Below are 20,764 nucleotides of genomic sequence, written 5' to 3'. Positions count from 1 at the left end.
GCGGCGATCGAGGGGACCGTCGACCGGCGGGACCGTCGATCGCCGCAGCGGCGGCGAGGCGGCAGCCCCCGGCTGCCGCCGGCTGCCGCCGGGCGGCGCTGGGGTTCAGGCGGCCAGCAGGACCGCCTGGACGCCTCCGGCGGGCCCACCCGTCCCGCCGGGCCCGATCGGCCGCGCGGCACCGCCGGCGATCGGTGCGGGAGCGAGCTCGGTGTGCAGCCCGCCCACGAGATCGACCAGGTGCAGTCCCAACGCCCGGTAGACCGCGGCCAGCACTTCCGAGGAGGGCTCTTTGCGGCCGCGCTCGATCTCCGACAGGTACTGCAGCGAGACCTGCGCGTCGTCGGCGACGTCCTGGAGCGTGCGTCCCTGCTCCAGCCTGGCCCGGCGCAGCACGCCCCCGATGAGGTCGCGCATCAGCGGCTCGCCGCCGTCGAGGCACTCTCGGCCCATGGTCCCTCCCCTGACGTACTCCCGGACACCCCGAGGCTACGCCGCCCGCTCCGGCTCGGCCATCGCTGATGAGCAGGCACCGGCGCATTCTGCGGGAGGCAGAAAACCGCCGGCGGGGTTTCACACCTCCAGCTCATCGTCGATCACCTTGAGCCGGTGGCGGCTCAAAGCGAGATTGGCGCGGCCGCGGTCCAGCGCCAGATAGAGGAACAGTCCCTGGCCCTTGCGGCTGGTGAGCGGGCGGATGACGTGGTACTGCGAGGACAGCGTGATCAGAATGTCCTCGACCGCCTCGTTGAGGCCGAGCTGTTCGACGGTGCGCATCTTCGCCCGTACGACCTCGGTGTTTCCCGCAGCGGCGATATTGAGGTCGAAGGAGTTGGTGGACGAAAGCGTGCCCAGCGCCATGCCGCTGCTGTAGTCGACGACAGCGGCGCCCATCGCACCGTCGATTTCCATCATTTCCTTGAGCCCGGAATCGATGTTGGCCATGTCCTTCTCTCTTCTGTGGGTGAACCCGAGCAGCACCCGCCGCTCGGCGATCCAGCGGCGCAGTCGTCGGCCGTGTCCGCGCGCTCTCGCTCCACCGGTCAACCGACCACCTCGCCGGCCCGGGGACTGCCGACGGACAGCTCCCGCAGGGCGCTGAGGACCCGGACGAGGACGGACCGCTCGACGGTCGTGGCGGCTGTGCCCGGGTCGGGCGTCCCCCGCCTTCTGCGGACGTCGGGGACCGGCGGCTGCGCCTCGTCGGCGAGGCGCCGCAGCCGGTGCAGTACGCGGCCGAGACTGCCGCGCTCGCGGTCCATGCGCACCTGGAGGCACAGGCCGGCGCGGGCGAGCACGGTGTAGATCATGTGGTGGCCGCCGTCGGTGACGACGATCTCCTCCACCGTCCGCCCTTGCTGGAGCGGACCTTCCGCGACCGCCCGCACGACGGCCGCGGTCTGGGCCGCCCGACCGGTGTCGTCGGCACCGTGGCAGACGAGGGCACGGCCCTCGTGCCAGTGGACGAGGCAGACGCTGAGGACCCCGTCCAGGCCGAGGAGCTCCCCCATCTGCTGATCCAGGTCGGTCACGGCGCTCCTTCGCATGCACGGAACAAGCGGGGCCCGAGGCACGGCGGATTCCACGCCTCGCGGCCCCTGAAGAGGGTAGAGGGAAAGGGGGCGTTCGCGCTGCTTTTTGGTGTTTCGCCCCTACTTGAGGACAGCACGAGCCGATCTTCCGCACCGAATACGATGATCTTCCGAATATGCAGGTCATCCGCGAATCCGATGCCCGCAACCGGGATCCGTGACCACCCGGATTCGCATTCCTTGGGCGTTTCGGGACTTCCTTCGGCGATCCTCGTCCCGAAAGGCCCGGCACCCCGGGGCGGACGCCGCACCCTCGTGCGGTCGACGCCCTCGGGGCTCCGTTGACAGCCCACCACCGCGGACTATAGCTTTATAGCTATATAACGCCTTTCGGAGGAGGACCGCATGCACGGCTGGACGACCGTCGAACGCACGCTGCCCGGACCGACGCTGATCGACCCTGCGGTCGCCCGGGCCGCGAACCTCGGTTTCGTCGAACACACCCGCCAACCCGGCCATGCGGTCCTGCGCCGCAACGGCACCCAGGCGGCCTTCCGCGGCGACCGCCTCCCGGTCGAGCTGACCGTCGCCGAGGCCGAGGACGGACTTCTCCTGCGCCTGCGCTACAACGCATTCGTCCTGTTCGACACCGGCGACCTCGCCCGGCTCGCCGACGAGATCGCCGCCGCCGTGACCGGTGCGGCCAGGTGAATCCCACCGCACCGCAGCGGGTCGCGGGACTGCTCAAGCAGGCCCGCGAGCACGCGAACCTGAGCCAATCGGCACTGGCGGCGGCCACCGCCGTCCCGCAGCCCAACATCAGCGACTACGAGTCCGGCAAACGCTCCCCGACGGTGCGGACGCTGCTGGCTCTGCTGGACGCCTGCGACGTGGAACTGGAACTGTGCCCGCGCGGATCCGACCGCGCGGGCGCGCCCGGGTGACGCTGTACGGCGGGCGCGGGGGTGCAGGCGCGGGGAGGACCTGCTCCCGGCTTCCTTCCTTCGGCTGCGGGGATGTCGGCCTACGACACCGCCCGATATGCCCTGCCCTCATAGGGAGACGGGGATTCGCGGAAATGCGGCGCTTCGCGGCCCGACCTGGTTGACTGACACCGACGGTCGCCCCCTCAACACGGCCGAGGAGTGCCACGTTGAACCCCGACGATCCCCCACCCGAAAACCCCCCGTTCCCGCCGCGATCCGAACCGGCAACGCCCGCACCCACTGCTGATCCGGGGCCTGCGCCCGACCGGATCTCCGCGGTGCTGGGCAACGCCACCCTGCTCGGCGTCGGCTACCTGCTGCTGCGCCGACCGCGCCTGGCGGCCCTGGCGCTGGCCGTCTCGGCCGGCCTGCTGACGCTCACCGCCCTCTACCCCGCCTTCCTGGTATGGCGGTTTCTGCTGGTGGCCTGGTGGCTGACCCTGGTCATCCACACTTGGCGGACGGCGCCCCCCGCACCCCGCGAGCCCCCGGAGCCGCGCAGCCGGTGGAATCCGCTGTGGCGCCGCCGCGTCCTCCTGGCGGCCTGCCTGCTCCTTGTCGCGTTCGGCTGGCTGCGCTTCGACACCTGGACGGTCGTGCACTACGCCGAGGATGCGCACGCCGCCGGCGAGTGCGACCGCGCGGTGGACTCGCTATGGTCGATCGGCCCGATCCACGGGGCCGCCTACGGATCGGCGGCCGAGCGCGGCGAAGCGGAGCGCACGGCATGCGAGCGGCTGCTGACCGCCCTCGACGCAGGAGACGCCGCAACCGCGGCCACAAAGCTCGGTGCCTACCTGGAGCGCCCCGACGCCCGCTGGGACGGCGCCGGCCCCAAGCGCGCCGAGTTCCTGCTCGACGTCGCGATGCAGAACGACGGCGAAGAGTTCCGCGGCGACGACGATCCGGCGCTGGCGGCCACCGAGGCCGCCTTCACGCAGCTGTCCGACACACTCCAGGACACGCCCGGCCAGAGCGGGCGCGTGCGCGCGGTGACGGAGTCGTTCATCGCCTCCCTGGCCGAGACCCCGCCGTGCAAGGCCAAAGCGATCGACAACTGGATGCTCGACCAGGACTGGCAGAATCCGGAACTGGCCGAACCTGTCGCATCGGAAGCCGATCGGGTCCCGGGACGGATGTTCGATTGCGCGGAGTCCTTCGGCGTGACCGACCCGGATGCGGCGGGCGCGGCCTACCAGGCGTACCTGAAGGCCTACCCCGAACACGAGTCGGCGGCGGACGCCGCCGAGGCCCTGCTCTCCGACGAGCAGTACTGCGAGCACCCGGCCGCCTATCCCGGCGCCCCGGCCTACAAGGGCGACGGTCCGCACGCGATGCAGACGTTCGGGATAGATGCCGCACAGTACGGCTTCCCCGACTCCTGGCAGGCCGACGGAGCCGCCGAAACGGTCCTGGTGACCTGCGTTGAAGGCCCCGAGCGGGGTAGCCGCCAGGAGACCTGCTATTACAGCGCGGGGGCGGACCAGCCGCTCGTTACGCAGCAGGGCAACGCGGAGGTCGACTTCTTTGCCAGCGAGTTCAGCGTCACGGCGTACTCGCTGCGCACCGGCAAGCCGGTGAACGACTACAGCGAGGAGATCGGCGACCCGTGTCCCCCGGTGCTGGAGTACGAGAGTTCCACGTACCTCGACCTCGGACCGCCGAGCGATTACGACTCCGACTATTCGGACGCCGATGTCCGCGGGATCTTCGACCGTCTCATGGACTGACCGCCCTGCGGAACGCGCACGCCGGCGCGCACGAACACCCCGCACAAGAAAACGCGAGGGCCGCCTCCGTGTCCCCCCTCAAAATCACGGATGCGGCCCTCGCTTTGGGAACGGTCGCCGACTCCTCCCCCCTGGAGTCGCGACCTTTAAAGGCTCTAAGTTGTGGCGGGAGAGCTTCACCGATGTCGGTTTTCCCTCTCGCTCTGGTTACCCAGACTACCGGTTATGACCTGCCGTAACAACCCTCTGTCACAGTGAACTACTTAAAGTAATATCCATATGCGCTCAACCCGCGGACAAAGCCGCGCCCCGCAAGGTCAAGTCCGCCGGCGGATCCGGGGGCGCCGCGGCTGCCCGGTGAGCCGGACATAACCTGGGTCTGTGCACTCTGTGTTGGTCAAGCCCGGATGGATCGGGACGCATCTGCTGGCCGTACTCGCCGTGGCCGCGTGCCTGACGGCAGGGTACTGGCAGTTCGTGCGTGCCCAGGAACCCTCGCGCGAGGTCGTGGACAACCCGATCGAGCGGCTCTCCCAGGCCCGCCCCCTGAGCGAGGCGCTGGAGCCGGGCGCCTACATGTCCGAGAGCGAGGGCAATCAGGCGGTACGGGCCACCGGCGTCTACGACCCCGCGCAGCAGCGGTTGGCGCCGGCACTGTCGCCCGAGGGCGAGAAGGGCTACTACGTCGTCGCTCCGCTCGTCACCGGCGACGATACGGCCGTCGCCGTCAGCCGCGGGTGGCTGCCCGAGGACGCGACCGACTCCGCGCAGAGCGTGGCGCCCCCGCCCGAGGGCGAAGTGACGGTGACCGGGTGGCTGCAGCCGCCCGACAAGGCCGAGGACGGTTACGTCCCCATGGACGTCCCCGACGGCGATGTCGCCCGCATCGCGCCCTCGCTGCTGGTCAACCAGTGGCCCTACCGGCTCTACGAGGGCTATGTGGTGCGGGGCGAGCAGAGCCCGCAGGACCCCGCTTCCGGTGGTTCCGCCGCCGAGCTGCGGGAGATCCCGCCGCCGGCCCCGCCCGCGGGCGTCGTATGGAACTGGCGCAACGTGAGCTACGCCGCCCAGTGGGTGATCTTCGGCATCGCCGTCGTGGTGTTCTGGATCTCGCTGGTGCGCCGAGCGCTGCACGAGGAGGGCTCCACCGGCGACGACGGCACCGGCGGCGGTGACGGGGCGGCCCCCGCCTCCGGCGGAGGCGCCGGTCAGGCGCCGGTGGCCCGGACCTGATCGGACGCGGTCCCGGACGCGTCCTGCGGACGCTCCCCCGCCTTCTCCGCCGCGGCCAGGCGGTGCTCGATGACCAGCCCGACGAAGGGGATCGTTCCCGCCAGCGCCACGCCCACCGTCCGCAGGGCGCTCCAGCGCCGGTCCAGCGCCAGCCACAGCACGACCAGCACGTAGGCCATGTAGATGTAGCCGTGCGGAACGGCCACGATCGGCATGAGCACCGAGTCGTCGCCGACGAGCGCCTGGGTGCCCGCGGGGGCGCCGACCAGCGAGAACCGCGCGGTCTCGCCGACGAGGTACTTCGCCGGCATCGACACGAACGTGAGCAGCAGCAGGAAGACACCCGTCACGTAGGCCAGAATCCGGTACAGGGCGAACGGCAGACGCTTCTTCTCCACGGGGCACCTCGTGCTATCGGCGGGGCGGCGGCCTCCGCCCCGGAGGGCGGGCCGCGCAGTCTCTGCGGTGCGCAGCGCCTACCGCACTGCGGACCTGATTCGAGCCTAAGCGCCGTAGTGGGCGCCGCGGATGCGGGGCATCGCACACGGCGCCGGCGCCCCGCAGCGCACCTGTCACCGACGTGCCGGGACAGCACACCAGGACCGGGGAGCCGACGTCACAGCACGCCCGATTCCCGGGTCGGGCTCTGCCAGCGGCCGTCGGAACGGGTGGTCCAGGCCTGCGGTGCCGTGCGCAGGGTGAGGTAGGCGTCGATGATCCGCATCGGCAGGAAGAACAGGCCGTAGACCAGGTAGCTGGGGCGCCGCCGTACGGTCGCCAGCACGCAGGTGAGGATGTAGTCGGGGACGAACAGTCCGACCAGGATCGTGGTCAGCGGCAGCACCGCCGAGACGGCCCCGTAGGCCTCCGCGTAGGCGCCGATCTCCAGCACCGCGCCGCCGGTGGTCGGCGCGGCGAGGCTGAAGACCGCCAGCAGCGCCGTGGCCAGCAGCAGCACCGATACGACCATGACCTCCAGGATGTAGAAGAACAGCGCGAACCAGAACAGGCTCGGCCATATCCCGTGCCGGCGCACCGTCTGCCAGAAGCCCAGGGTCCAGCGCCGGACCTGCTTGATGTAGTCGCCCATAGTGAAGGGGTCCTGGCAGTACGCCTTGGTATCGCTGTTCATGGAGATGCGCCCGAGCCGCTTGTGGTGCACCTCGAAGGTCATGTTGAAGTCCTCGATCACCAGGCCCTTGGGATTGATGTCGATGGCTTCGAGGGCGCGGGTGCGGTACACGCTGGCGAAGCCGGGGACGATGAACGTGACGCTGGAGTAGCGCCAGGTCTGCCCGAAGCGCATCAGGTACTGCAGCAGCCAGTAGAGGCGGTCGCGGTAGGCGGAGATCATCCGGCCCACGACCGTGCGCTGTTCGGGTTTCCACTCGGCCACCACGAAGCCCGCCACGGCCGCGACTCCGGGATCGGCGAGTTGGCGGCGGGCGCCTTCGACGTAGGCGCTGTCGAGTTCGGTGTCGGCGTCGAGCATGACCACGCCCTCGTAGTTGTCGGTCAGCCCGAACTCGTCGACGACCGCGTCGATGGCGCCGGCCTTGCCGCGGTTGGTCAGCAGCTCCAGGACGTTGACGCCGGTCTCTGCGGCGATGTCGGCGGTGGCGTCGCCGGAGCTGTCGGAGACCACGTAGATGTCCCAGCGGTCGAACAGCCGCAGTGCCGAAGTGATGGCGGCGTCGATCACCGGCTCCTCGTTGTGCGCCGGGATCACGACGGCGAGGTTGATGTGCTCGGGACCTGCGGCGCGGGCGGCGGGCGGCCCCGGTTCCGGCGACTCCGGTTCCGGCTCCGCCCCGGTCGCCTCGGCCGTTCCGGCGCCGAGGGCGGGATCGGCCGTTCCGGTGCCGCCGCCCGCGCCGGGCGCGGCATGCGAGCGCACCAGGACCCGGTCGTCGCCGGCGGCCGCGACCGCCTCGGCGGGGTCGGCGGGGTCGGCGGAGGCCGCACGGCGGCGGGCGAGTCTCCGGTGCCCGCCTCTGGAGCTGCGTCGCGCTCTCAGCCCGCGTACGGAGTCGTCGCCCAGCCGTGCGGCGCCGACCAGGCTCCACGCGAAGAGGTTGACGCCGAACGCCATGCCGAGCAGGAGCGGCATCGGGGCTGCCGCGAGGGATGAGTCGAGGACGAACCCCAGCCATTGCGCGAAGAGGGTCACGGCCAGCGTCAGGGCGATCACCCCGGCGAGCCAACTTCCGATGAAACGCGCCGTACGCACGGTTTGTCCTCCTGGCAGTGGGTTCGGGGTGTTCGGCCGGCGGCACAAGAACCGGCGTTGAGTTGACGTTCCCGCGGCCGCAGAAGTTCACCGATCACGGCGTCCTAACTAGGCCACACGAATCTTAGGCATGTGCTTGCGGTCGGGGGAGCCCGTTGATGCAATACCGGAGGGAGTCAGCCAGCAACACGACCCGATGTCCGCAGTTTCTCCATATTCCGCGTCGGTTACAACCGGTATCAGCCTTTCCCGCCCTCACCACCCGGATCGCTCCGGCCAGCACCCGCTAGCAGGACCGAATCCGCGGAATCCGTACTGGTCAGCACCACTCCCTGTGCCGAAGCCACCTCGGAGAGGACCCGCAGTGCGCGTCACCATGCACCAGCCCCATTACCTGCCGTGGCTGGGACTCATCGACAAGGCGGACCAGAGTGACCTCTTTGTCGTTCTTGATCATGTCCAATACGAGCGCCGGGGGTGGCAGAACCGCAACTACGTAGCCACGAAGGGCGGTCCGGTCCTGCTCACCGTTCCGGCGATACAACGGAACCGGAACGAACGGATCATCGACAAAAAGATCGACAACTCCCGTCCCTGGCAGGAAAAACACCGTCGGACCCTCGATGAGCACTGCTACCGCGGTGCGCCGTTCTGGCCCGCGCTCCGCGCGGAGGTTCTGGGCGTCTACGAGCAGGAGTGGGACAGCCTCGCCGACCTCGCCATGGCCACGATGCGCACCGCCCTGGACGGATTCGGAATCGACACGCCGCTGGTACGCGCCAGCGGGCTCGGCGACTTTCCCGGGCAGAAGAGCGAACTGCTCGCCCAGATCGCCGCGAAGGTCGGCGCCACCAGCATGCTCTCCGGCGACGGCGCGCGCGACTACGTCGACGGCGCGGTCTTCGAGCGCTACGGGGTCGACGTGGAGTGGCAACGGTTCCGCCACCCCTCCTATCCCCAGCACAACCGTGCCGAGGAGGACTTCCTCGCCCGTATGGCCGCGCTCGATCTGCTCGCCAACGCAGGGCCGGCCGACGCGCTGCGGATCCTGCGCAGCGGCCGCACACGCGAAACCGGCGACTGACCCGCCGCCCGGCCGGTTCCGGCCATCGGCACCGCACCCCTCCCGAACGCTGCACCACGCAACCGCCGCGCCGGCTCCGCCGCGCGATCCGCCCGCCCCCGGCACCGGCCCCGGCACCCGCGTATCCACGGAAAATCCCCCGCGAAGGACGCCGCTCATGTTCGACTGGTCCCACCAGCGCCTCCTGGTCATCGCCCCGCACCCCGACGACGAAGTCCTGGGATGCGGTGGCCTGCTGCACCGGGCCAAGACCGCCGGAGCCGAGGTCTATGTGCAGTTCCTGACCGTCGGCGACACGGCCGACGTATCCGCCAAGGGCTTCTCCAGCGCCGACGAGCGTGTGGGCGAGATCAAGGCCGTCGCCGACCATTACCGCTGGGACGACTGGCACATCGCCTTCCCCGGAGACGACTACCACCTGCGCCTCGACGCGGTCCCGCGCTTCGAGATCGCCAACACCGTCGAGCGCCACAGCCCGTTGTCCATCGGCGCCGTCGAGCCCACCGTGGTGATCGCCCCGCACCGGCTGAGCTACAACCAGGACCACCAGGCGGCCGCCGAGGCCGTGCACACCGCGCTGCGCCCGTCCGACACCCGGCGGCGCCACCACCCCGGCCTCGTACTGGCCTACGAAGAGGCCGCCGACCAGTGGCACCAGCAGTCCACCGCCCCGCCCAACATGCTGGTCCGGCTCGACCAGGCCGACTTCGACGCCAAGATCGCCGCCATGCGCCTGTACGGCAGCCAGTGCCACGACCACCCGCACACGCGGTCCGAGCTCACTCTGCAGAGCCTGGCCGTACTGCGCGGGATGCAAGGCGGGGTCGCATCCGCGGAGGGCTACTACGCGATGCGCTGGCTGGTATGAGCCCGCACCGGGCCCGACCCCACTCCGCGAAACCGAAACCGCGTATCCACGAGCACCCTGAAACGGGGGAGGCAACTTGAAAGCCGTTGTGACCGGAGGAGCCGGATTCATCGGATCGCATCTGTGCGACCACCTGATCGGACAGGGTCACGAAGTGGTGGCCCTGGACGACTTGTCGACCGGTTCCGAATCCAACCTGGAGCAGCTCGGCGGTCACCCGCGCTTCGAACTGGTGAAGGGATCGGTCCTGGACAAAGCCCTGGTCGACGATGTCGTCGCCGCGCACGACACCGTGTTCCACATGGCCGCGGCGGTCGGTGTGCACACCATCGTGGACAAGCCGCTGGAGTCGCTGCGCACCAACCTGCACGGCACCGAGAACGTGGTCGAGGCCGCCGTGCGGCACGGCGCCGGCTACCTCATCGCCTCCACCAGCGAGATCTACGGCAAGAACGACACCGACGGGCTGACCGAGGACGCCGATCGCATCCTCGGTTCGCCCCTGAAGAGCCGCTGGTCCTATGCCGCCGCCAAAGGGCTCGACGAGCTCGTCGCCTACATCCACGGCGGCGACTCCGGCCTGCCCTGCGCCATCACCCGGTTCTTCAACATCGTCGGGCCCCGCCAGACCGGGCGCTACGGCATGGTCGTACCCCGGTTCGTCGACCAGGCGCTGGCGGGCGAACCGATCACCGTCTACGGCGAGGGCACCCAGCGGCGCTGCTTCGGCTCGGTGTTCGACGTGGTCCCGGCCATGGTCCGGCTGCTGGAGTGCCCGCCGGCCCGCAACCGCGCCGTGAACCTCGGCGGGCTTGAGGAGGTCTCCATCGGCGAGCTGGCGCAGCGCGTGATCGAGCTGACCGGATCGACCGGCGACGTGGTCCACGTGCCCTACGAAGAGGCCTACGGCGAGGGCTACGAGGACATGCGGCGACGGATGCCCGACACCACCCTGGCCGCCGACCTCATCGGCTACGAGCCGCAGTGGCGGCTCGACGACATCATCGCCTCGATCATCGGCGACAAGCGCGCGGACACCCCGCCGCAGCACCCGGCTCTGGCGTCCTGACTCCCCGTCCCCGATCCCGGAGCACGCAGGGCCGGATCCCCGCTTCCGGCCCTTCGGTGCCCCGGACACCGCCCGGCGACGCTTCCGGCGGGGCGCACACGCCGGGCGCGTGCGCGCCCGGGAGGATCCGCACGGTCGGGCGGGAAGCCGTCCGACCCGGCCGGGCCCGCGTCCGGAACGATCCGTTCGACAGCACGCCGGTGTCAGCCCGCGAACGCGCCCACCGCGGCCGCGACCGCCAGCAGGCAGGCAGCCGCGCTCACGAGCACCATCGCCCACGGGCGGGCGACGGGCGCGGGCGGGCGCCCCGTCCGATCGTCGTGCAACCCGTGCTCCGTGCTGCGCCACCGCCGGCGCAGGTGCACGATCAGCCCGCCCAGCGCGGCCAGCGTCGCCAGCACCGGGAACAGCCGGTTCAGCGGATCGCCTCCCGTCTGCACACCGCCGGGCAGCAGCGGATCACGCAGGTAGAGCAGCGCCACCGCGACGAGCACGATCAGCGTCCGCTGCCAGGCGAGCAGCGTGCGCTCGGCCTGCAGACCGTCGGCACCGCGGGCGCGCCGCCTGCGCGGCGGGCCGGAGCCGCCGCCGGTCCCTCCCGCTCCGGAACCGCTCACGACCAGTAGTTCCCGAGCAGCACGACGGCGCACACCAGCGCCACTCCCACAGCGGTGATGACGGGCAGTGCGCTCATGGGCAGCGCCTGGTCGCGGCGCATCGCCTTCTGCACCCGCAACCAGCGCAGCGGCGCGTAGACGGTGATGACGATCGCGAGTCCGGTCAGCGCGAACCCGACCGCCAGCCGCAGCCCCGACTCCCAGTTCAGCGGGACCAGATGCAGCACCGCCACGGCGCCGGCCACCAGGGCCAGCGCGGTGCGGATCCAGGCCAGGAAAGTCCTCTCGTTGGCGAGGGTGAAGCGGTAGTCCGGCTCGACGCCCCGGGACCCGCCGGAGCGCTGCGCGCCGGCGTCGGTCGGCCCTCCGCCGGAGGGCTCGTTCCCCTCGGTCATCCCCCGCCTTCCGTCGACGGCCGACCGCAACCGGCCGACCGGGACCACATACCTCCTCGACCCTAGTGACCTCGGCATTTTCCCCCCAAACCGGTGTTCAACCGGGAGATCGCCGGCGGGCCCGGCACGCGGGGCCGGCACCCGCACGGCCGGCCCCGCGGATGTCGGCCGCCGGCCGGGATGTCGGGATATGCGGGGCGTGCGGGGCGCCGACCGGCCCGCATCCGCACCTCAGCGGACGCGTGTGGAACAAAACAGCGGGCACGACCGCTCTAGGAGGAGCACGTAACCGACCCGTCACCAGGAGACTTCGTGGCCACGATCGAACTCACCAAGGACAACTTCAATGAGACGTTGACGGAGAACGACTTCGTCCTCATCGACTTCTGGGCGTCCTGGTGCGGACCGTGCAAGCAGTTCGCCCCGGTCTACGAAGAGGCCTCTGAGAAGCACAGCGACCTGGTCTTCGCCAAGGTCGACACCGAGGACCAGCAGGAACTGGCCGCCAGCTTCGACATCCAGTCGATCCCCACGCTGATGGTGGTCCGCGAAAAGACGGTGATCTACGCTCAGCCGGGCGCCCTGCCGCAGGACGGCCTGGAAGACCTCATCCGCCAGGCCCGCGATCTCGACATGGACGAGGTCCGCAAGGAGATCGAAAAGCAGCAGGCCGAAGGCGAGGAGGCCCAGGCCGAGTGAACCGCAGTACCGCAAGGGGGCGCACCGCTCGGGTGCGCCCCCTTCGTCATGCCGCGGGCACGCGGACCACGTAGACGATGTCGGGACCGCCGGCCCGGGCGGGGACCTCGACCGTCGCGACGGTACCGAACTCGCGTTCCAGCAGTGCGGCGAACCCGGGGGCGGGCATGGCGCTCCAGAACGCCAGGGCGCCGCCGGGCCGCAGCAGCCGCCGCAGCCGCGCCAGCGCGTCGGGCGCGTAGAGCCGGTCGTTGCCCTCGACGACCGTCCAGTCGGGCCCGTTGTCGGTGTCCAAGCAGATCACGTCGGCCCACGGCCCTTCGGCCGCGTGAGCGGCCTCGGCCAGCCATACGGCGAAATCGGCGCAGACCACCGCGCACCGGGGGTCGGCGAGTACATCACCGGCGGCGGCGCCGAGTGGACCGCGGTGCCACTCCACCACCGCGGGCTCCAGCTCGACCACGTGCACGCGCTCGACCCGCGGGTCGTCCAAGGCCCGGCGCGCCGAGAAGCCCACACCCAAGCCGCCGATCACCACGCGCACACCCGAACCGCCGCACGCCTCGGGGAGGGCGGCCAGGCAGGCCCGCACCATCTCGCGCTCCGACGCGCCGTCACGGGTGTCCATCAGGAACACGCCGTTGCTGATGATCTCGAAATGCCCGTCCACCCGGCGCAGGGCCAGCTCCCCGCCCGTGGCACCGACGGTCCTGTCGAGGACCTCCGGCTCCGGTCCCGATCCCGCGATCCGTTCCGCGGCGCCCTCCACCGGTCCTCCCTCGTGGTCGACGGGCCGTCCGGCCGGGGCAGCGGCGCTCCCCGGCCGGGTGCGCACCCTACCCGCGCCCGGTCCGGCGGCCGGCGGTCACAGCCGGCAGGCGTAGATGTCGGTGACCAGGATCGCGCGGGCGCCGATCTGCCACAGGTCGTCCATGATGCGCTGGGCGGCGGAGCGCGGGACCATGGCCCGCACGGCCACCCAGCCCTCGCGGTGCAGCGGCGAAACCGTGGGGCCCTCCATGCCGGGGGTCAGCGCCACGGCGTCGTCGAGCTGCTCGGCGTGGACGTCGTAGTCCATCATCACGTAGTCGCGCGCCACCAGGACACCGCGCAGGCGGCGCAGCAGCTGCTCGATCTTGGGGTCGTCGTCGGCGCCGCGCGGGCGGATCACGACGGCTTCGGAGGTCAGTACCGGCTCGCCGAACAGCTCCAGGCCGGCGTTGCGCAGTGTGGTCCCGGTCGAGACGACGTCGGCGACGGCGTCGGCCACGCCGAGCTGTATCGAGCTCTCCACGGCGCCGTCGAGGTGGATGACGCGCGCGTCGATCCCCTTCCCCTCCAGGTAGCTCTCCAGCACCCCTTCGAAGGAGGTCGCGATCCGCTTGCCCCTGAGGTCGTCGACGGTCATGGAGGAGCCGCCGGGCGCCGCGAAGCGGAACGTGGAGCCGCCGAATCCCAGCGGCAGCGCCTCTTCCACGGGCGCCCGCGAGTCGAGGAGCATGTCGCGGCCGGTGATGCCGGCCTGCAGAATGCCTTCGCCGACGTAGACGGCGATGTCCTTGGGGCGCAGGAAGAAGAATTCGGTTTCGTTGTCGGGGTCGACCATCACCAGGTCGCGGGAGTCCTTGCGCTGCCGGTAGCCGGCCTCGCGGAGCATGTCGCTGGCGGGTTCGGAGAGCTGGCCCTTGTTGGGCACGGCGATGCGGAGCTGGTCAGCCATAAAGCGGATGTCCTCGTTGAACGTCGACGTCGAGCACGGGCACGGACGCGGCCGGCCACGGGGGCGAAACGCCCCGGACCGGCCTACAGATGCCGGTAGACGTCCTCAAGGCGCAGCCCGCGCGCCAGCATCAGCACCTGGAGGTGGTACAGCAGTTGGGAGATCTCCTCGGCCGCGGCCTCGTCCGACTCGTACTCGGCGGCCATCCACGCCTCGGCGGCCTCTTCGACGACCTTCTTGCCGACAGCGTGCACGCCCGCGTCCAGGGCCGCTACTGTGCCCGAGCCTTCGGGGCGCGAACGCGCCTTCTCGGACAGCTCGGTGAACAGCTCATCGAAGGTCTTCATCATCACTTTCCTAGAGCGGCATGCCCTCCCAGCCTAGGCGCACCCCGGACCCGCTCGTGACCCGGCACCGCCCATAGGACCGGACCGGCGGCCCCGCCGCTGCGGCACCCGTGCGCACACCGCCGCGGCGCCGGACACACGCCCGGCGCCGCGGCCGACGGCTCAATCCCGCCCGTGCGGGTCCTCCTCCGATCCGCCGCGGCGCGCTGCGGTCTTGAACAGCGCTCCGGGGATCAGCCGCAGCAGACCGCCGGCGGCCTTGTACTGGGCGCCGGGAACGACGGAATCGCGACCGGCCGCCCACGCCCGCAGCGATTCGGCCACGACGCGCTCCTTGGACACGAACGCGATGTCGGGAAGTCCTTTCTCCTGCACGCCCTCGGTCATGTCGGTGCGTACGAACCCGGGCAGCACTGCGGTGACCCGCACCCCCCGGCCGGCGGTCTCCGCGGCGACGCTCTCGCTCCACAGCCGGACGAAGGACTTGGTGGCGCCGTAGACCGAACCGCCGGGGTTGGCCGCCAGTTCCCCGGCCATGGAGGAGACGTTGACGACGCCCATGCGCGGATTGGCGTCCGCGGCCAGGCCGGCCCGGCGGCGGCGGTCGATCTGCACCGGGATGACCGCGCGGGCGAGCCGGACCACGGCGCGGACGTTGAGGTCGAGCATGGTGTCGATCTCGGCGGGGTCCTGCCGGGCGAAATCGCCGCCCCCGCCGATTCCGGCGTTGTTGACGAGCAGGTCGACGGGTGCCGCGTCGCCCGTCCCGTCGGCGCGCAGCCGCTCCTCCACGCGGGCGAGGTCGCCGGCGTCGGCGAGGTCGGCCGGCAGGGCGGCGGCGGAAACGCCGCACTCCGCGGACAGCTCCGCGGCCAGTGCTTCGATGCGCTCGGCGCGGCGCGCCACGAGGACGAGGTCGTATCCGAGGTGGGCGAGCAGGCGCGCGAACTCCGCGCCGATGCCCGCCGAGGCGCCGGTCACCAGCGCGGTGCGGCGGTGCGGGACACCCCGGCCGGGCGGGGCGGACCCGGTTTCGTTGCTGGACTCGGTTTCGCTCACGAATGCTCGCTCTCCACTCGGGCGCCGCGGCCCGGTCTCGTCGGTCTGCTCTGTTCCGGCCGGTGCGGTCTGTTCCGGCCGGTGCGGTCGGGCTCGCCGGACCGGTCGCGGGCCGCGGCCCCGTCCGCCGGGTCGGCCCTGTCTACCAAGTCCGGCGCCTGCTCGCCGAGCCCCGTGTGAGCGGTGTTACCCGACACGCACCGGCCCGACTAACCTGCGGCTTACGGTGAGAAGCATTACCGTTCATGCATGGCAGCGCCACAGAAACAACTGCAATCCACTGGTCTCGATTCGCGGCTCGGCGACGCCGGGCTCTTCGTCCGGCAGGCGGTCCGTACCTTCCGCGCCACGGGGGCGGTGGCTCCCAGCAGCCGCGGCCTCGGAAACGCGCTGGCCCGGTTCGTCGACGAACGCGCGACCCCCGACGCCCCACTGTCGATCATGGAGGCGGGTGCCGGAACAGGCGCCGTCTCACGGGTGATCGCCGAGCACATGCGCGAGGGCGACACGATCGACCTGGTCGAGTCCAACCCGGAGTTCGCCGGGCGCCTGGCCGATCAGCTCACCACCGACCCCGAGCTCGCCCGCATCGCCGACAGCGCGACGGTGCACCAGAAGCTCGTCACCGATCTCGGTACCGACCGCGGCTACGACGTCATCATCTCGGGGCTGCCCTTCGCGAACTTCACCGCGGAGGAGGTCCGCGAGATCCTGGAGTACTACTTCACCGTGCTGCGCCCCGGCGGCCGCCTCTCCCTGTTCGGCTACCTCTACACCAAGCAGGTCAAGGCGGTGGTCGCCCCCCGCGAGGACTACCTGCGCCAGGCCCGCTCCGGCTGGGTCGTCGAGGAGTGGGTCAACCGCTACGGGATCGGCACCGAGCGGGTGATGGCCAACCTCCCGCCGGCCTGGATCCAGCACCTGCAGCGGCCCGCCGAAGGCTGATCCCGCCCGCGGCGCCCGGGTCCGGGCGTTGCGGCCGGCCCGCCGTCGAGCGCACGGTGCACCTTCGCTCGGCGGCGGGCCGCTAGCGGCCGTCGCCGCCGACCGCGTCGGGACCGGCCGTCGGCGCGTGCGCGTCTGCGGCGGCGGCCAGTTCGTCCAGCATCGCCGCGACGGCCGGCGGCCGGGGACCGGCCGACACCGCCGCGTAGATCCGTCGCGCCCCCAGCTCGGGAAGCGCCACCCGGGCCACCCCGGGCTCGCTGTGGCAGGCGAACGCCAGGTCCGGAAGCGCCGAGACGGCCACCCCGCAGGCGACCAGCCGCTGCACCGCCACGTACTGGTCGGTCGCGAAGTCGACCCGCGGCTCGAATCCCGCGGTGCGGCACCGGGACTCCAGGTGGTCGCGGCACCGCCGGCACCCGGAGGCCCACGGCTCGACGGCCAGATCGGCCAGACGCACCGGTCGCGTCCCGGCGGCCGGGTGGTCGTCGCGGACGGCGAGCACGACGGGGTCGCGCATCAGCGGCACGAAACGCAGCCGCGAGTCGGGGTCGCTCCGCGCTTCGGCATAGTCGAAGGCGACGGCGATGTCGGTCTCGCCTGCCCGCAGCGCGGCGAGCGCATCGGCGGGTTCGGCCTCCGAAAGCAGAACCCGCACGTCGGCGGCGCGCCGGCGCAGCGCTGCCAGTGCCTCGGGCACGAAGCCCGACACCGCGGTGGGGAACGCGGACAGGCGTACCCGGCCCGCCCGTAGCCCTGCGATGGCCGCGACCTTCTCGTCGGCTTCGGAGAGGGCGGCCAGCGCACTGTCGGCGTGCTCCACCAGCACCCGGCCCGCCTCGGTGATCCGCACCCCGCGGGCATGCCGCACGACGAGCGGAGTACCGGCCTCGGCCTCCAGGCGCGCGATGTGGTGGGAGATCGCGGGCTGGCTGTAGGAGAGCGCGGAGGCGGCGGCGCTCATCGACCCGAGGCGGGCGACGTCGCGCAGCACACGCAACCGGTGGAGTTCGAGCACGTGCCGAAGGTATCAACCGTTTCTGGGTCCGCTGCGCAAAACTTCCGATTGTCCTTGGCCTCCGCGCCGTCCAGGATCGGGGCATGGATACCGACAACGCCCCCGCCCCGGGCCGCGGGCACCACCCGGCGCCGGACCCGCAGCCGAGCGCGCCGAATGCTCCGGCGACGCCGGACGGCCTCCTGCCCGCACACATCGCCGAGCACTTCGGGACCGCGGGCACCGGAACCGCCTACCTCAACACCGCCACCTACGGGATTCCGCCCCTGGCCGGCCACGAGGCCGCCGTGCGCGCCGAGCGCGACCGCGCGGCCGGCCGCCTGGACGTGGCGGCGATGGACGCCGCCGTGCGCGACTCCCGCGCGGCGTTCGCCCGGCTGCTGGGGGTCGCCCCCGACCGCGTCGCCGTGGGATCGCAGGCGTCGCAGCTGGTCGGCCTCGTCGCGGCCGCCCTGCCCGACGGCGCCGAGGTGGTGGCGCCCGAGGGCGACTTCACCTCACTGCTGTTCCCGATGCTGGCCCAGCAGGAACGGGGAGTGCGGGTGCGCCTCGTCCCGCTCTCCGATCTGGCCGCCGCCGTGCGGCCGACCACCGACCTGGTCGCGGTCTCGGCTGTGCAGTCGGCCGACGGCGCCGTCGCACCGCTGGAGGCGATCCTCGCCGCAGCCGAATCCGCCGGCGCCCGCACACTCGTCGACGCCACCCAGGCCGCAGGGTGGTACCCGCTGCCGGCCGAGCGGATCGACCTCCTGGTGGCCTGCGGTTACAAGTGGCTGCTCGCACCGCGCGGCACGTGCTTCCTGACGGGAACCCCCCACGCCCTCGCCGATCTGCGGCCGCTGGCGGCGGGCTGGTACGCGGGGGCCGACATCTGGGACTCGGTCTACGGCGGGCCGCTGCGTCTCGCATCGGATGCACGGCGGCTGGATCTGGCGCCGGTCTGGCCGGCATGGGCGGGGCAGGCACCCGCGCTGGACTTCATCGCCCGGATCGGCGTCGAGGCGATCCACCGGCACAACCTGGCGCTGGCGGCGCGATTCCGGTCGGGGCTGGGGCTGCCGCCCGGCGACTCGGCGATCGTCTCGCTCCCGCTGCCGCCCGGCAGTGCCGAGCGCCTCGCCGACGCCGGGGTGGTCGCCGCCGAACGCGCCGGACGCGTGCGGTTCAGCTTCCACGTCTCCACCGCGTCCACCGACGTCGACCGGGCCGTGGAGGCCGTCGCGTCCCTGGAGGGGGCGGGCGCCGCACTCGGCGATCCGTGATCGGGCACCTGCGGGACCGTCGGGTATCCGGCCGCTTCAGCGGCCCCGCCCTCCCGGCGGCTCACCCCTCGGGCTTCACCGCGGTGAATACGGCGGTGCCCGGGAAGAGGCGGCCGCGCAGCGGGCTCCAGCCGTCCCAGGTCTCGGGGTTGTCCTCGGGCCACTCGGGCTCGACCAGGTCGCGCAGAACCAGGCCGGCGCCGACGACCGCGCGGACCCAGTCGCCGACCGTGTGGTGGTGCTCGACGTAGACGGCGCGCCCTGCCGAGTTCTCCTCGACGTAGGCGCGGCGGTCGAAGTAGGACTGTCGGACGGTGAGCCCGCGCTCGCCGGGGTCGTCGGGGAAGCACCAGCGGAACGGGTGGCTCACGGAGAACACCAGCCGCCCGCCGGGCCGCAGCACCCGCGCCGACTCGGCCACGGCCGCCTCGGCGTCGGGCACGAACGGCAGCCCGCCGAAGGCCGAACAGACCAGGTCGAAGGCCTCCGCCGCGAACGGCAGGCGCTGGACGTCGGCCTGCCCGACCGGGACCCGCACGCCCGTGTGCTCGTCGATCCGCAGCGCGTGCTGCAGCTGGCGGTGGGAGACGTCCACGGCCGCGACCTGTTCGACCCCGTGGGACCGCAGCCACCGCGAGCACTGCCCGGCGCCGCAGCCCAGCTCCAGCACCCGGGTTCCGCGCAGGTCCTCCACCGGGCCCAGCAACCGGACGTCGGCCTCGTCGACGCCTTCCGGCCCCCACAGGAAGCCCGTGTCGCGCAGGAAGGACCCGTGCTCCGCCTGGTAGTCGTCGGCCGCGCGCTCCCACCACACGCGGTTGGCCCGCGCGCTCTCGTCCGGGCCGGCCGGCCGCCGGGTCACACGCTGGATGTCGGTTCCGCCCGCGTCGTCGCTCATACGCCGATCCTTTCAGCCGCCCGGAACCGGCGCACGCGATCGCCGGGAGCGGCACGCGCACGGGCCCCCGGGCGGGGCCGCCGCGCCGCCGCGCCTGCCGCTCGGGCGGCCCTACCGGCAGCGGGCGGCCCTACGACCGGGCGCCGGAGCGCGGGGACCGGGGATGCGCGCTCCCGCCGCCGTCGCCGCCCGGCGATCCGGGGGCCGGTTCGGCCGCTGCGCCGCCCTCCGGCGCGGCGGGGGCGCCGCCGCTGCGGGCGTCGGCGAGCTCGCGGCGCATCAGGAAGATCCACCCGGCGACGGCGATCGCGGTGAAGATCCACCACTGCACCGCATAGGAGATGTTCATCCCCGTGTTCAGCTCGGGCGGCGGGACCTGTTCGGGCGGGTCGGCGCCTTCCGGGCTCTGGTCGGTCAGCTCGGCGTAGCCGCCGTAGACGGGGTAGGGCGAATCAGCGGCGATCCGGTCCACGTCGACGATCATGATCTGGCCCTCGGGCAGCCCGCCGCGCACCCGGATACCGGTGGTCTCCTCAGTCTCGGCGGGCCGCAGGCGGCCGGTGGCCGTGACCCTGCCCTCGGGCGGCGGCGGCACGTCCGGGCGGGTGGTGGCGGTGGGCGGCTGCTCGATCCAGCCGCGGTTGACCAGCAGGGCGGGTCCGTCGCCGGTGACCAGGGGGGTCAGCACATGCAGGCCCACACCCCCGGAGCCGTCGCGGTTGCGCACCAGCAGCTCGTGTTCGGCGTCGTAGTGCCCGGTCGCGGTGACCCTGCGCCACTGCTCGTCGGCGGTCACGGCGGCGCCCGGGGCGGTGAGCCGCCCGACGGGGACCGGGTCGGCCGCCATGTTCGACTCCTGGAGGGCGACCTCCGCGGATTTGTCCTCCCAGCGGTCCAGCTGCCAGAAGCCCAGCCAGACGAACGACGGCACGATCAGTGCCACCAGCGCGTGGAATGCCAGCATGCGCGGGGAGAGCAGGACACGGAGCACGCTTTCGAGGCTATAGCAGGCACGGAACCCGCGGTCAGCGGGTCGCCGTCGCCGACCTGCCCGAACGGGCCGGCGCCGCGC

Annotated in this window: 24 protein-coding genes; 10 read left to right on the top strand and 14 right to left on the bottom strand. The window is 72.0% G+C overall.

Features of this window, described 5'->3' with window-relative positions; all coding sequences use genetic code 11:
* Positions 1–105 precede the first annotated feature (105 nt).
* The 3 genes from HNR25_RS13600 to HNR25_RS13590 form a co-directional block, all read right to left on the bottom strand.
* A complete protein-coding gene (locus tag HNR25_RS13600; RefSeq protein WP_184635607.1) occupies positions 106–453 on the bottom strand; it encodes a helix-turn-helix domain-containing protein in 348 nt (115 codons plus the stop codon).
* 120 nt (positions 454–573) lie between these two features.
* Entirely contained in the window at positions 574–945 is a 372-nt protein-coding gene (locus HNR25_RS13595) for a hypothetical protein (RefSeq protein WP_184635605.1), read from the bottom strand.
* A 98-nt stretch (positions 946–1,043) separates the two neighbouring features.
* Positions 1,044–1,532 carry a hypothetical protein gene (locus tag HNR25_RS13590; protein WP_312862533.1) on the bottom strand — a complete coding sequence of 163 codons (489 nt, stop codon included), beginning with the start codon at positions 1,530–1,532 and terminating at the stop codon, positions 1,044–1,046.
* A 405-nt stretch (positions 1,533–1,937) separates the two neighbouring features.
* Here HNR25_RS13590 and HNR25_RS13585 point away from each other — a divergent pair, with 405 nt between their 5' ends.
* From HNR25_RS13585 to HNR25_RS13570, 4 genes are all read left to right on the top strand, one after another.
* A complete protein-coding gene (locus HNR25_RS13585) occupies positions 1,938–2,243 on the top strand; it encodes a hypothetical protein (RefSeq protein ID WP_184635601.1) in 306 nt (101 codons plus the stop codon).
* Positions 2,240–2,476 carry a helix-turn-helix domain-containing protein gene (locus tag HNR25_RS13580; RefSeq protein ID WP_184635599.1) on the top strand — a complete coding sequence of 79 codons (237 nt, stop codon included), beginning with the start codon at positions 2,240–2,242 and terminating at the stop codon, positions 2,474–2,476. The genes HNR25_RS13585 and HNR25_RS13580 overlap by 4 nt, the downstream gene beginning before the upstream one ends.
* A gap of 320 nt (positions 2,477–2,796) precedes the next feature.
* The gene (locus HNR25_RS13575) at positions 2,797–4,248 is read left to right on the top strand and encodes a hypothetical protein (RefSeq protein ID WP_184635597.1); all 1,452 of its coding nucleotides are present in this window, start codon (positions 2,797–2,799) and stop codon (positions 4,246–4,248) included.
* A 381-nt stretch (positions 4,249–4,629) separates the two neighbouring features.
* Complete coding sequence (locus HNR25_RS13570; RefSeq protein WP_184635595.1) at positions 4,630–5,481, top strand: SURF1 family protein; 852 nt, start codon at positions 4,630–4,632, stop codon at positions 5,479–5,481.
* On the opposite strand, the gene HNR25_RS13565 is transcribed toward HNR25_RS13570, so the two are convergent.
* Together HNR25_RS13565 and HNR25_RS13560 are read right to left on the bottom strand one after the other, a co-directional pair.
* A complete protein-coding gene (locus tag HNR25_RS13565; protein ID WP_184635593.1) occupies positions 5,457–5,879 on the bottom strand; it encodes a DUF3817 domain-containing protein in 423 nt (140 codons plus the stop codon). The genes HNR25_RS13570 and HNR25_RS13565 overlap by 25 nt on opposite strands.
* Before the next feature lie 218 nt (positions 5,880–6,097).
* Positions 6,098–7,711: a glycosyltransferase family 2 protein gene (locus tag HNR25_RS13560; RefSeq protein WP_184635591.1), complete on the bottom strand. Its 1,614-nt coding sequence runs from the start codon at positions 7,709–7,711 to the stop codon at positions 6,098–6,100.
* A gap of 364 nt (positions 7,712–8,075) precedes the next feature.
* On the opposite strand from HNR25_RS13560, the gene HNR25_RS13555 reads away from it, so the two are divergent.
* The 3 genes from HNR25_RS13555 (at position 8,076) to HNR25_RS13545 (ending at position 10,732) form a co-directional block, all read left to right on the top strand.
* Entirely contained in the window at positions 8,076–8,795 is a 720-nt protein-coding gene (locus tag HNR25_RS13555) for a WbqC family protein (protein ID WP_312862532.1), read from the top strand.
* A 157-nt stretch (positions 8,796–8,952) separates the two neighbouring features.
* Positions 8,953–9,663, top strand: a complete 711-nt coding sequence (locus HNR25_RS13550) for a PIG-L deacetylase family protein (RefSeq protein ID WP_184635589.1) — start codon at positions 8,953–8,955, stop codon at positions 9,661–9,663.
* Between the two features lie 76 nt (positions 9,664–9,739).
* Positions 9,740–10,732 carry an NAD-dependent epimerase/dehydratase family protein gene (locus HNR25_RS13545; protein ID WP_184635587.1) on the top strand — a complete coding sequence of 331 codons (993 nt, stop codon included), beginning with the start codon at positions 9,740–9,742 and terminating at the stop codon, positions 10,730–10,732.
* Between the two features lie 203 nt (positions 10,733–10,935).
* Here HNR25_RS13545 and HNR25_RS13540 read toward each other — a convergent pair whose 3' ends face one another.
* Positions 10,936–11,271, bottom strand: a complete 336-nt coding sequence (locus HNR25_RS13540; protein WP_246464317.1) for a DUF202 domain-containing protein — start codon at positions 11,269–11,271, stop codon at positions 10,936–10,938.
* Between the two features lie 74 nt (positions 11,272–11,345).
* Positions 11,346–11,744 (bottom strand): YidH family protein, encoded by a 399-nt coding sequence (locus tag HNR25_RS13535; RefSeq protein WP_184635583.1) that lies wholly within the window; start codon positions 11,742–11,744, stop codon positions 11,346–11,348.
* Positions 11,745–12,056: 312 nt separating this feature from the next.
* Here HNR25_RS13535 and trxA point away from each other — a divergent pair, with 312 nt between their 5' ends.
* Positions 12,057–12,443: a thioredoxin gene (gene trxA / locus HNR25_RS13530; RefSeq protein WP_184635581.1), complete on the top strand. Its 387-nt coding sequence runs from the start codon at positions 12,057–12,059 to the stop codon at positions 12,441–12,443.
* A 46-nt stretch (positions 12,444–12,489) separates the two neighbouring features.
* Here the strand turns inward: trxA and HNR25_RS13525 are convergent, their stop codons facing one another.
* The 4 genes from HNR25_RS13525 to HNR25_RS13510 all read right to left on the bottom strand — a co-directional run bounded on the left by HNR25_RS13525 (position 12,490) and on the right by HNR25_RS13510 (position 15,569).
* A complete protein-coding gene (locus HNR25_RS13525; protein ID WP_376767497.1) occupies positions 12,490–13,212 on the bottom strand; it encodes a spermine/spermidine synthase domain-containing protein in 723 nt (240 codons plus the stop codon).
* A 96-nt stretch (positions 13,213–13,308) separates the two neighbouring features.
* On the bottom strand, positions 13,309–14,163 hold the full coding sequence (hisG, locus tag HNR25_RS13520; protein WP_184635579.1) for an ATP phosphoribosyltransferase: 855 nt from the start codon (positions 14,161–14,163) through the stop codon (positions 13,309–13,311).
* An 83-nt stretch (positions 14,164–14,246) separates the two neighbouring features.
* Positions 14,247–14,510: a phosphoribosyl-ATP diphosphatase gene (locus tag HNR25_RS13515; protein ID WP_184639281.1), complete on the bottom strand. Its 264-nt coding sequence runs from the start codon at positions 14,508–14,510 to the stop codon at positions 14,247–14,249.
* 162 nt (positions 14,511–14,672) lie between these two features.
* Positions 14,673–15,569, bottom strand: coding sequence for an SDR family NAD(P)-dependent oxidoreductase (locus HNR25_RS13510; protein ID WP_312862530.1), 897 nt, complete (start codon positions 15,567–15,569; stop codon positions 14,673–14,675).
* Positions 15,570–15,818: 249 nt separating this feature from the next.
* Between HNR25_RS13510 and HNR25_RS13505 the strand changes: the two genes are divergently transcribed.
* The gene (locus HNR25_RS13505) at positions 15,819–16,514 is read left to right on the top strand and encodes a class I SAM-dependent methyltransferase (protein ID WP_184635577.1); all 696 of its coding nucleotides are present in this window, start codon (positions 15,819–15,821) and stop codon (positions 16,512–16,514) included.
* An 82-nt stretch (positions 16,515–16,596) separates the two neighbouring features.
* Here HNR25_RS13505 and HNR25_RS13500 read toward each other — a convergent pair whose 3' ends face one another.
* The gene (locus HNR25_RS13500) at positions 16,597–17,532 is read right to left on the bottom strand and encodes a LysR family transcriptional regulator (RefSeq protein ID WP_184635575.1); all 936 of its coding nucleotides are present in this window, start codon (positions 17,530–17,532) and stop codon (positions 16,597–16,599) included.
* An 83-nt stretch (positions 17,533–17,615) separates the two neighbouring features.
* Between HNR25_RS13500 and HNR25_RS13495 the strand changes: the two genes are divergently transcribed.
* A complete protein-coding gene (locus HNR25_RS13495; protein ID WP_184635573.1) occupies positions 17,616–18,794 on the top strand; it encodes an aminotransferase class V-fold PLP-dependent enzyme in 1,179 nt (392 codons plus the stop codon).
* A 61-nt stretch (positions 18,795–18,855) separates the two neighbouring features.
* Here HNR25_RS13495 and HNR25_RS13490 read toward each other — a convergent pair whose 3' ends face one another.
* Positions 18,856–19,692 (bottom strand): class I SAM-dependent methyltransferase, encoded by an 837-nt coding sequence (locus tag HNR25_RS13490; RefSeq protein ID WP_184635571.1) that lies wholly within the window; start codon positions 19,690–19,692, stop codon positions 18,856–18,858.
* Positions 19,693–19,822: 130 nt separating this feature from the next.
* Positions 19,823–20,683 (bottom strand): SURF1 family cytochrome oxidase biogenesis protein, encoded by an 861-nt coding sequence (locus HNR25_RS13485; RefSeq protein WP_312862529.1) that lies wholly within the window; start codon positions 20,681–20,683, stop codon positions 19,823–19,825.
* Between the last annotated feature and the right edge of the window lie 81 nt (positions 20,684–20,764).

The organism is Streptomonospora salina (assembly GCF_014204715.1).
Taxonomy (GTDB): Bacteria; Actinomycetota; Actinomycetes; order Streptosporangiales; family Streptosporangiaceae; genus Streptomonospora; species Streptomonospora salina.
Note: the sequence above shows the minus strand (reverse complement) of the source record. Positions and strands in the feature narration are given on the sequence as shown.

What these genes read in the sequence shown, in the direction of transcription:
- HNR25_RS13550 (WP_184635589.1), top strand. Translation starts at nt 8,953, where the DNA reads ATGTTCGACTGGTCCCACCAGCGCCTCCTGGTCATCGCCCCGCACCCC.
- HNR25_RS13535 (WP_184635583.1), bottom strand. Translation starts at nt 11,744, where the DNA reads ATGACCGAGGGGAACGAGCCCTCCGGCGGAGGGCCGACCGACGCCGGC.
- HNR25_RS13600 (WP_184635607.1), bottom strand. Translation starts at nt 453, where the DNA reads ATGGGCCGAGAGTGCCTCGACGGCGGCGAGCCGCTGATGCGCGACCTC.
- HNR25_RS13585 (WP_184635601.1), top strand. Translation starts at nt 1,938, where the DNA reads ATGCACGGCTGGACGACCGTCGAACGCACGCTGCCCGGACCGACGCTG.
- HNR25_RS13490 (WP_184635571.1), bottom strand. Translation starts at nt 19,692, where the DNA reads ATGAGCGACGACGCGGGCGGAACCGACATCCAGCGTGTGACCCGGCGG.
- HNR25_RS13515 (WP_184639281.1), bottom strand. Translation starts at nt 14,510, where the DNA reads ATGAAGACCTTCGATGAGCTGTTCACCGAGCTGTCCGAGAAGGCGCGT.
- HNR25_RS13495 (WP_184635573.1), top strand. Translation starts at nt 17,616, where the DNA reads ATGGATACCGACAACGCCCCCGCCCCGGGCCGCGGGCACCACCCGGCG.
- HNR25_RS13505 (WP_184635577.1), top strand. Translation starts at nt 15,819, where the DNA reads ATGGCAGCGCCACAGAAACAACTGCAATCCACTGGTCTCGATTCGCGG.
- hisG (WP_184635579.1), bottom strand. Translation starts at nt 14,163, where the DNA reads ATGGCTGACCAGCTCCGCATCGCCGTGCCCAACAAGGGCCAGCTCTCC.
- HNR25_RS13595 (WP_184635605.1), bottom strand. Translation starts at nt 945, where the DNA reads ATGGCCAACATCGATTCCGGGCTCAAGGAAATGATGGAAATCGACGGT.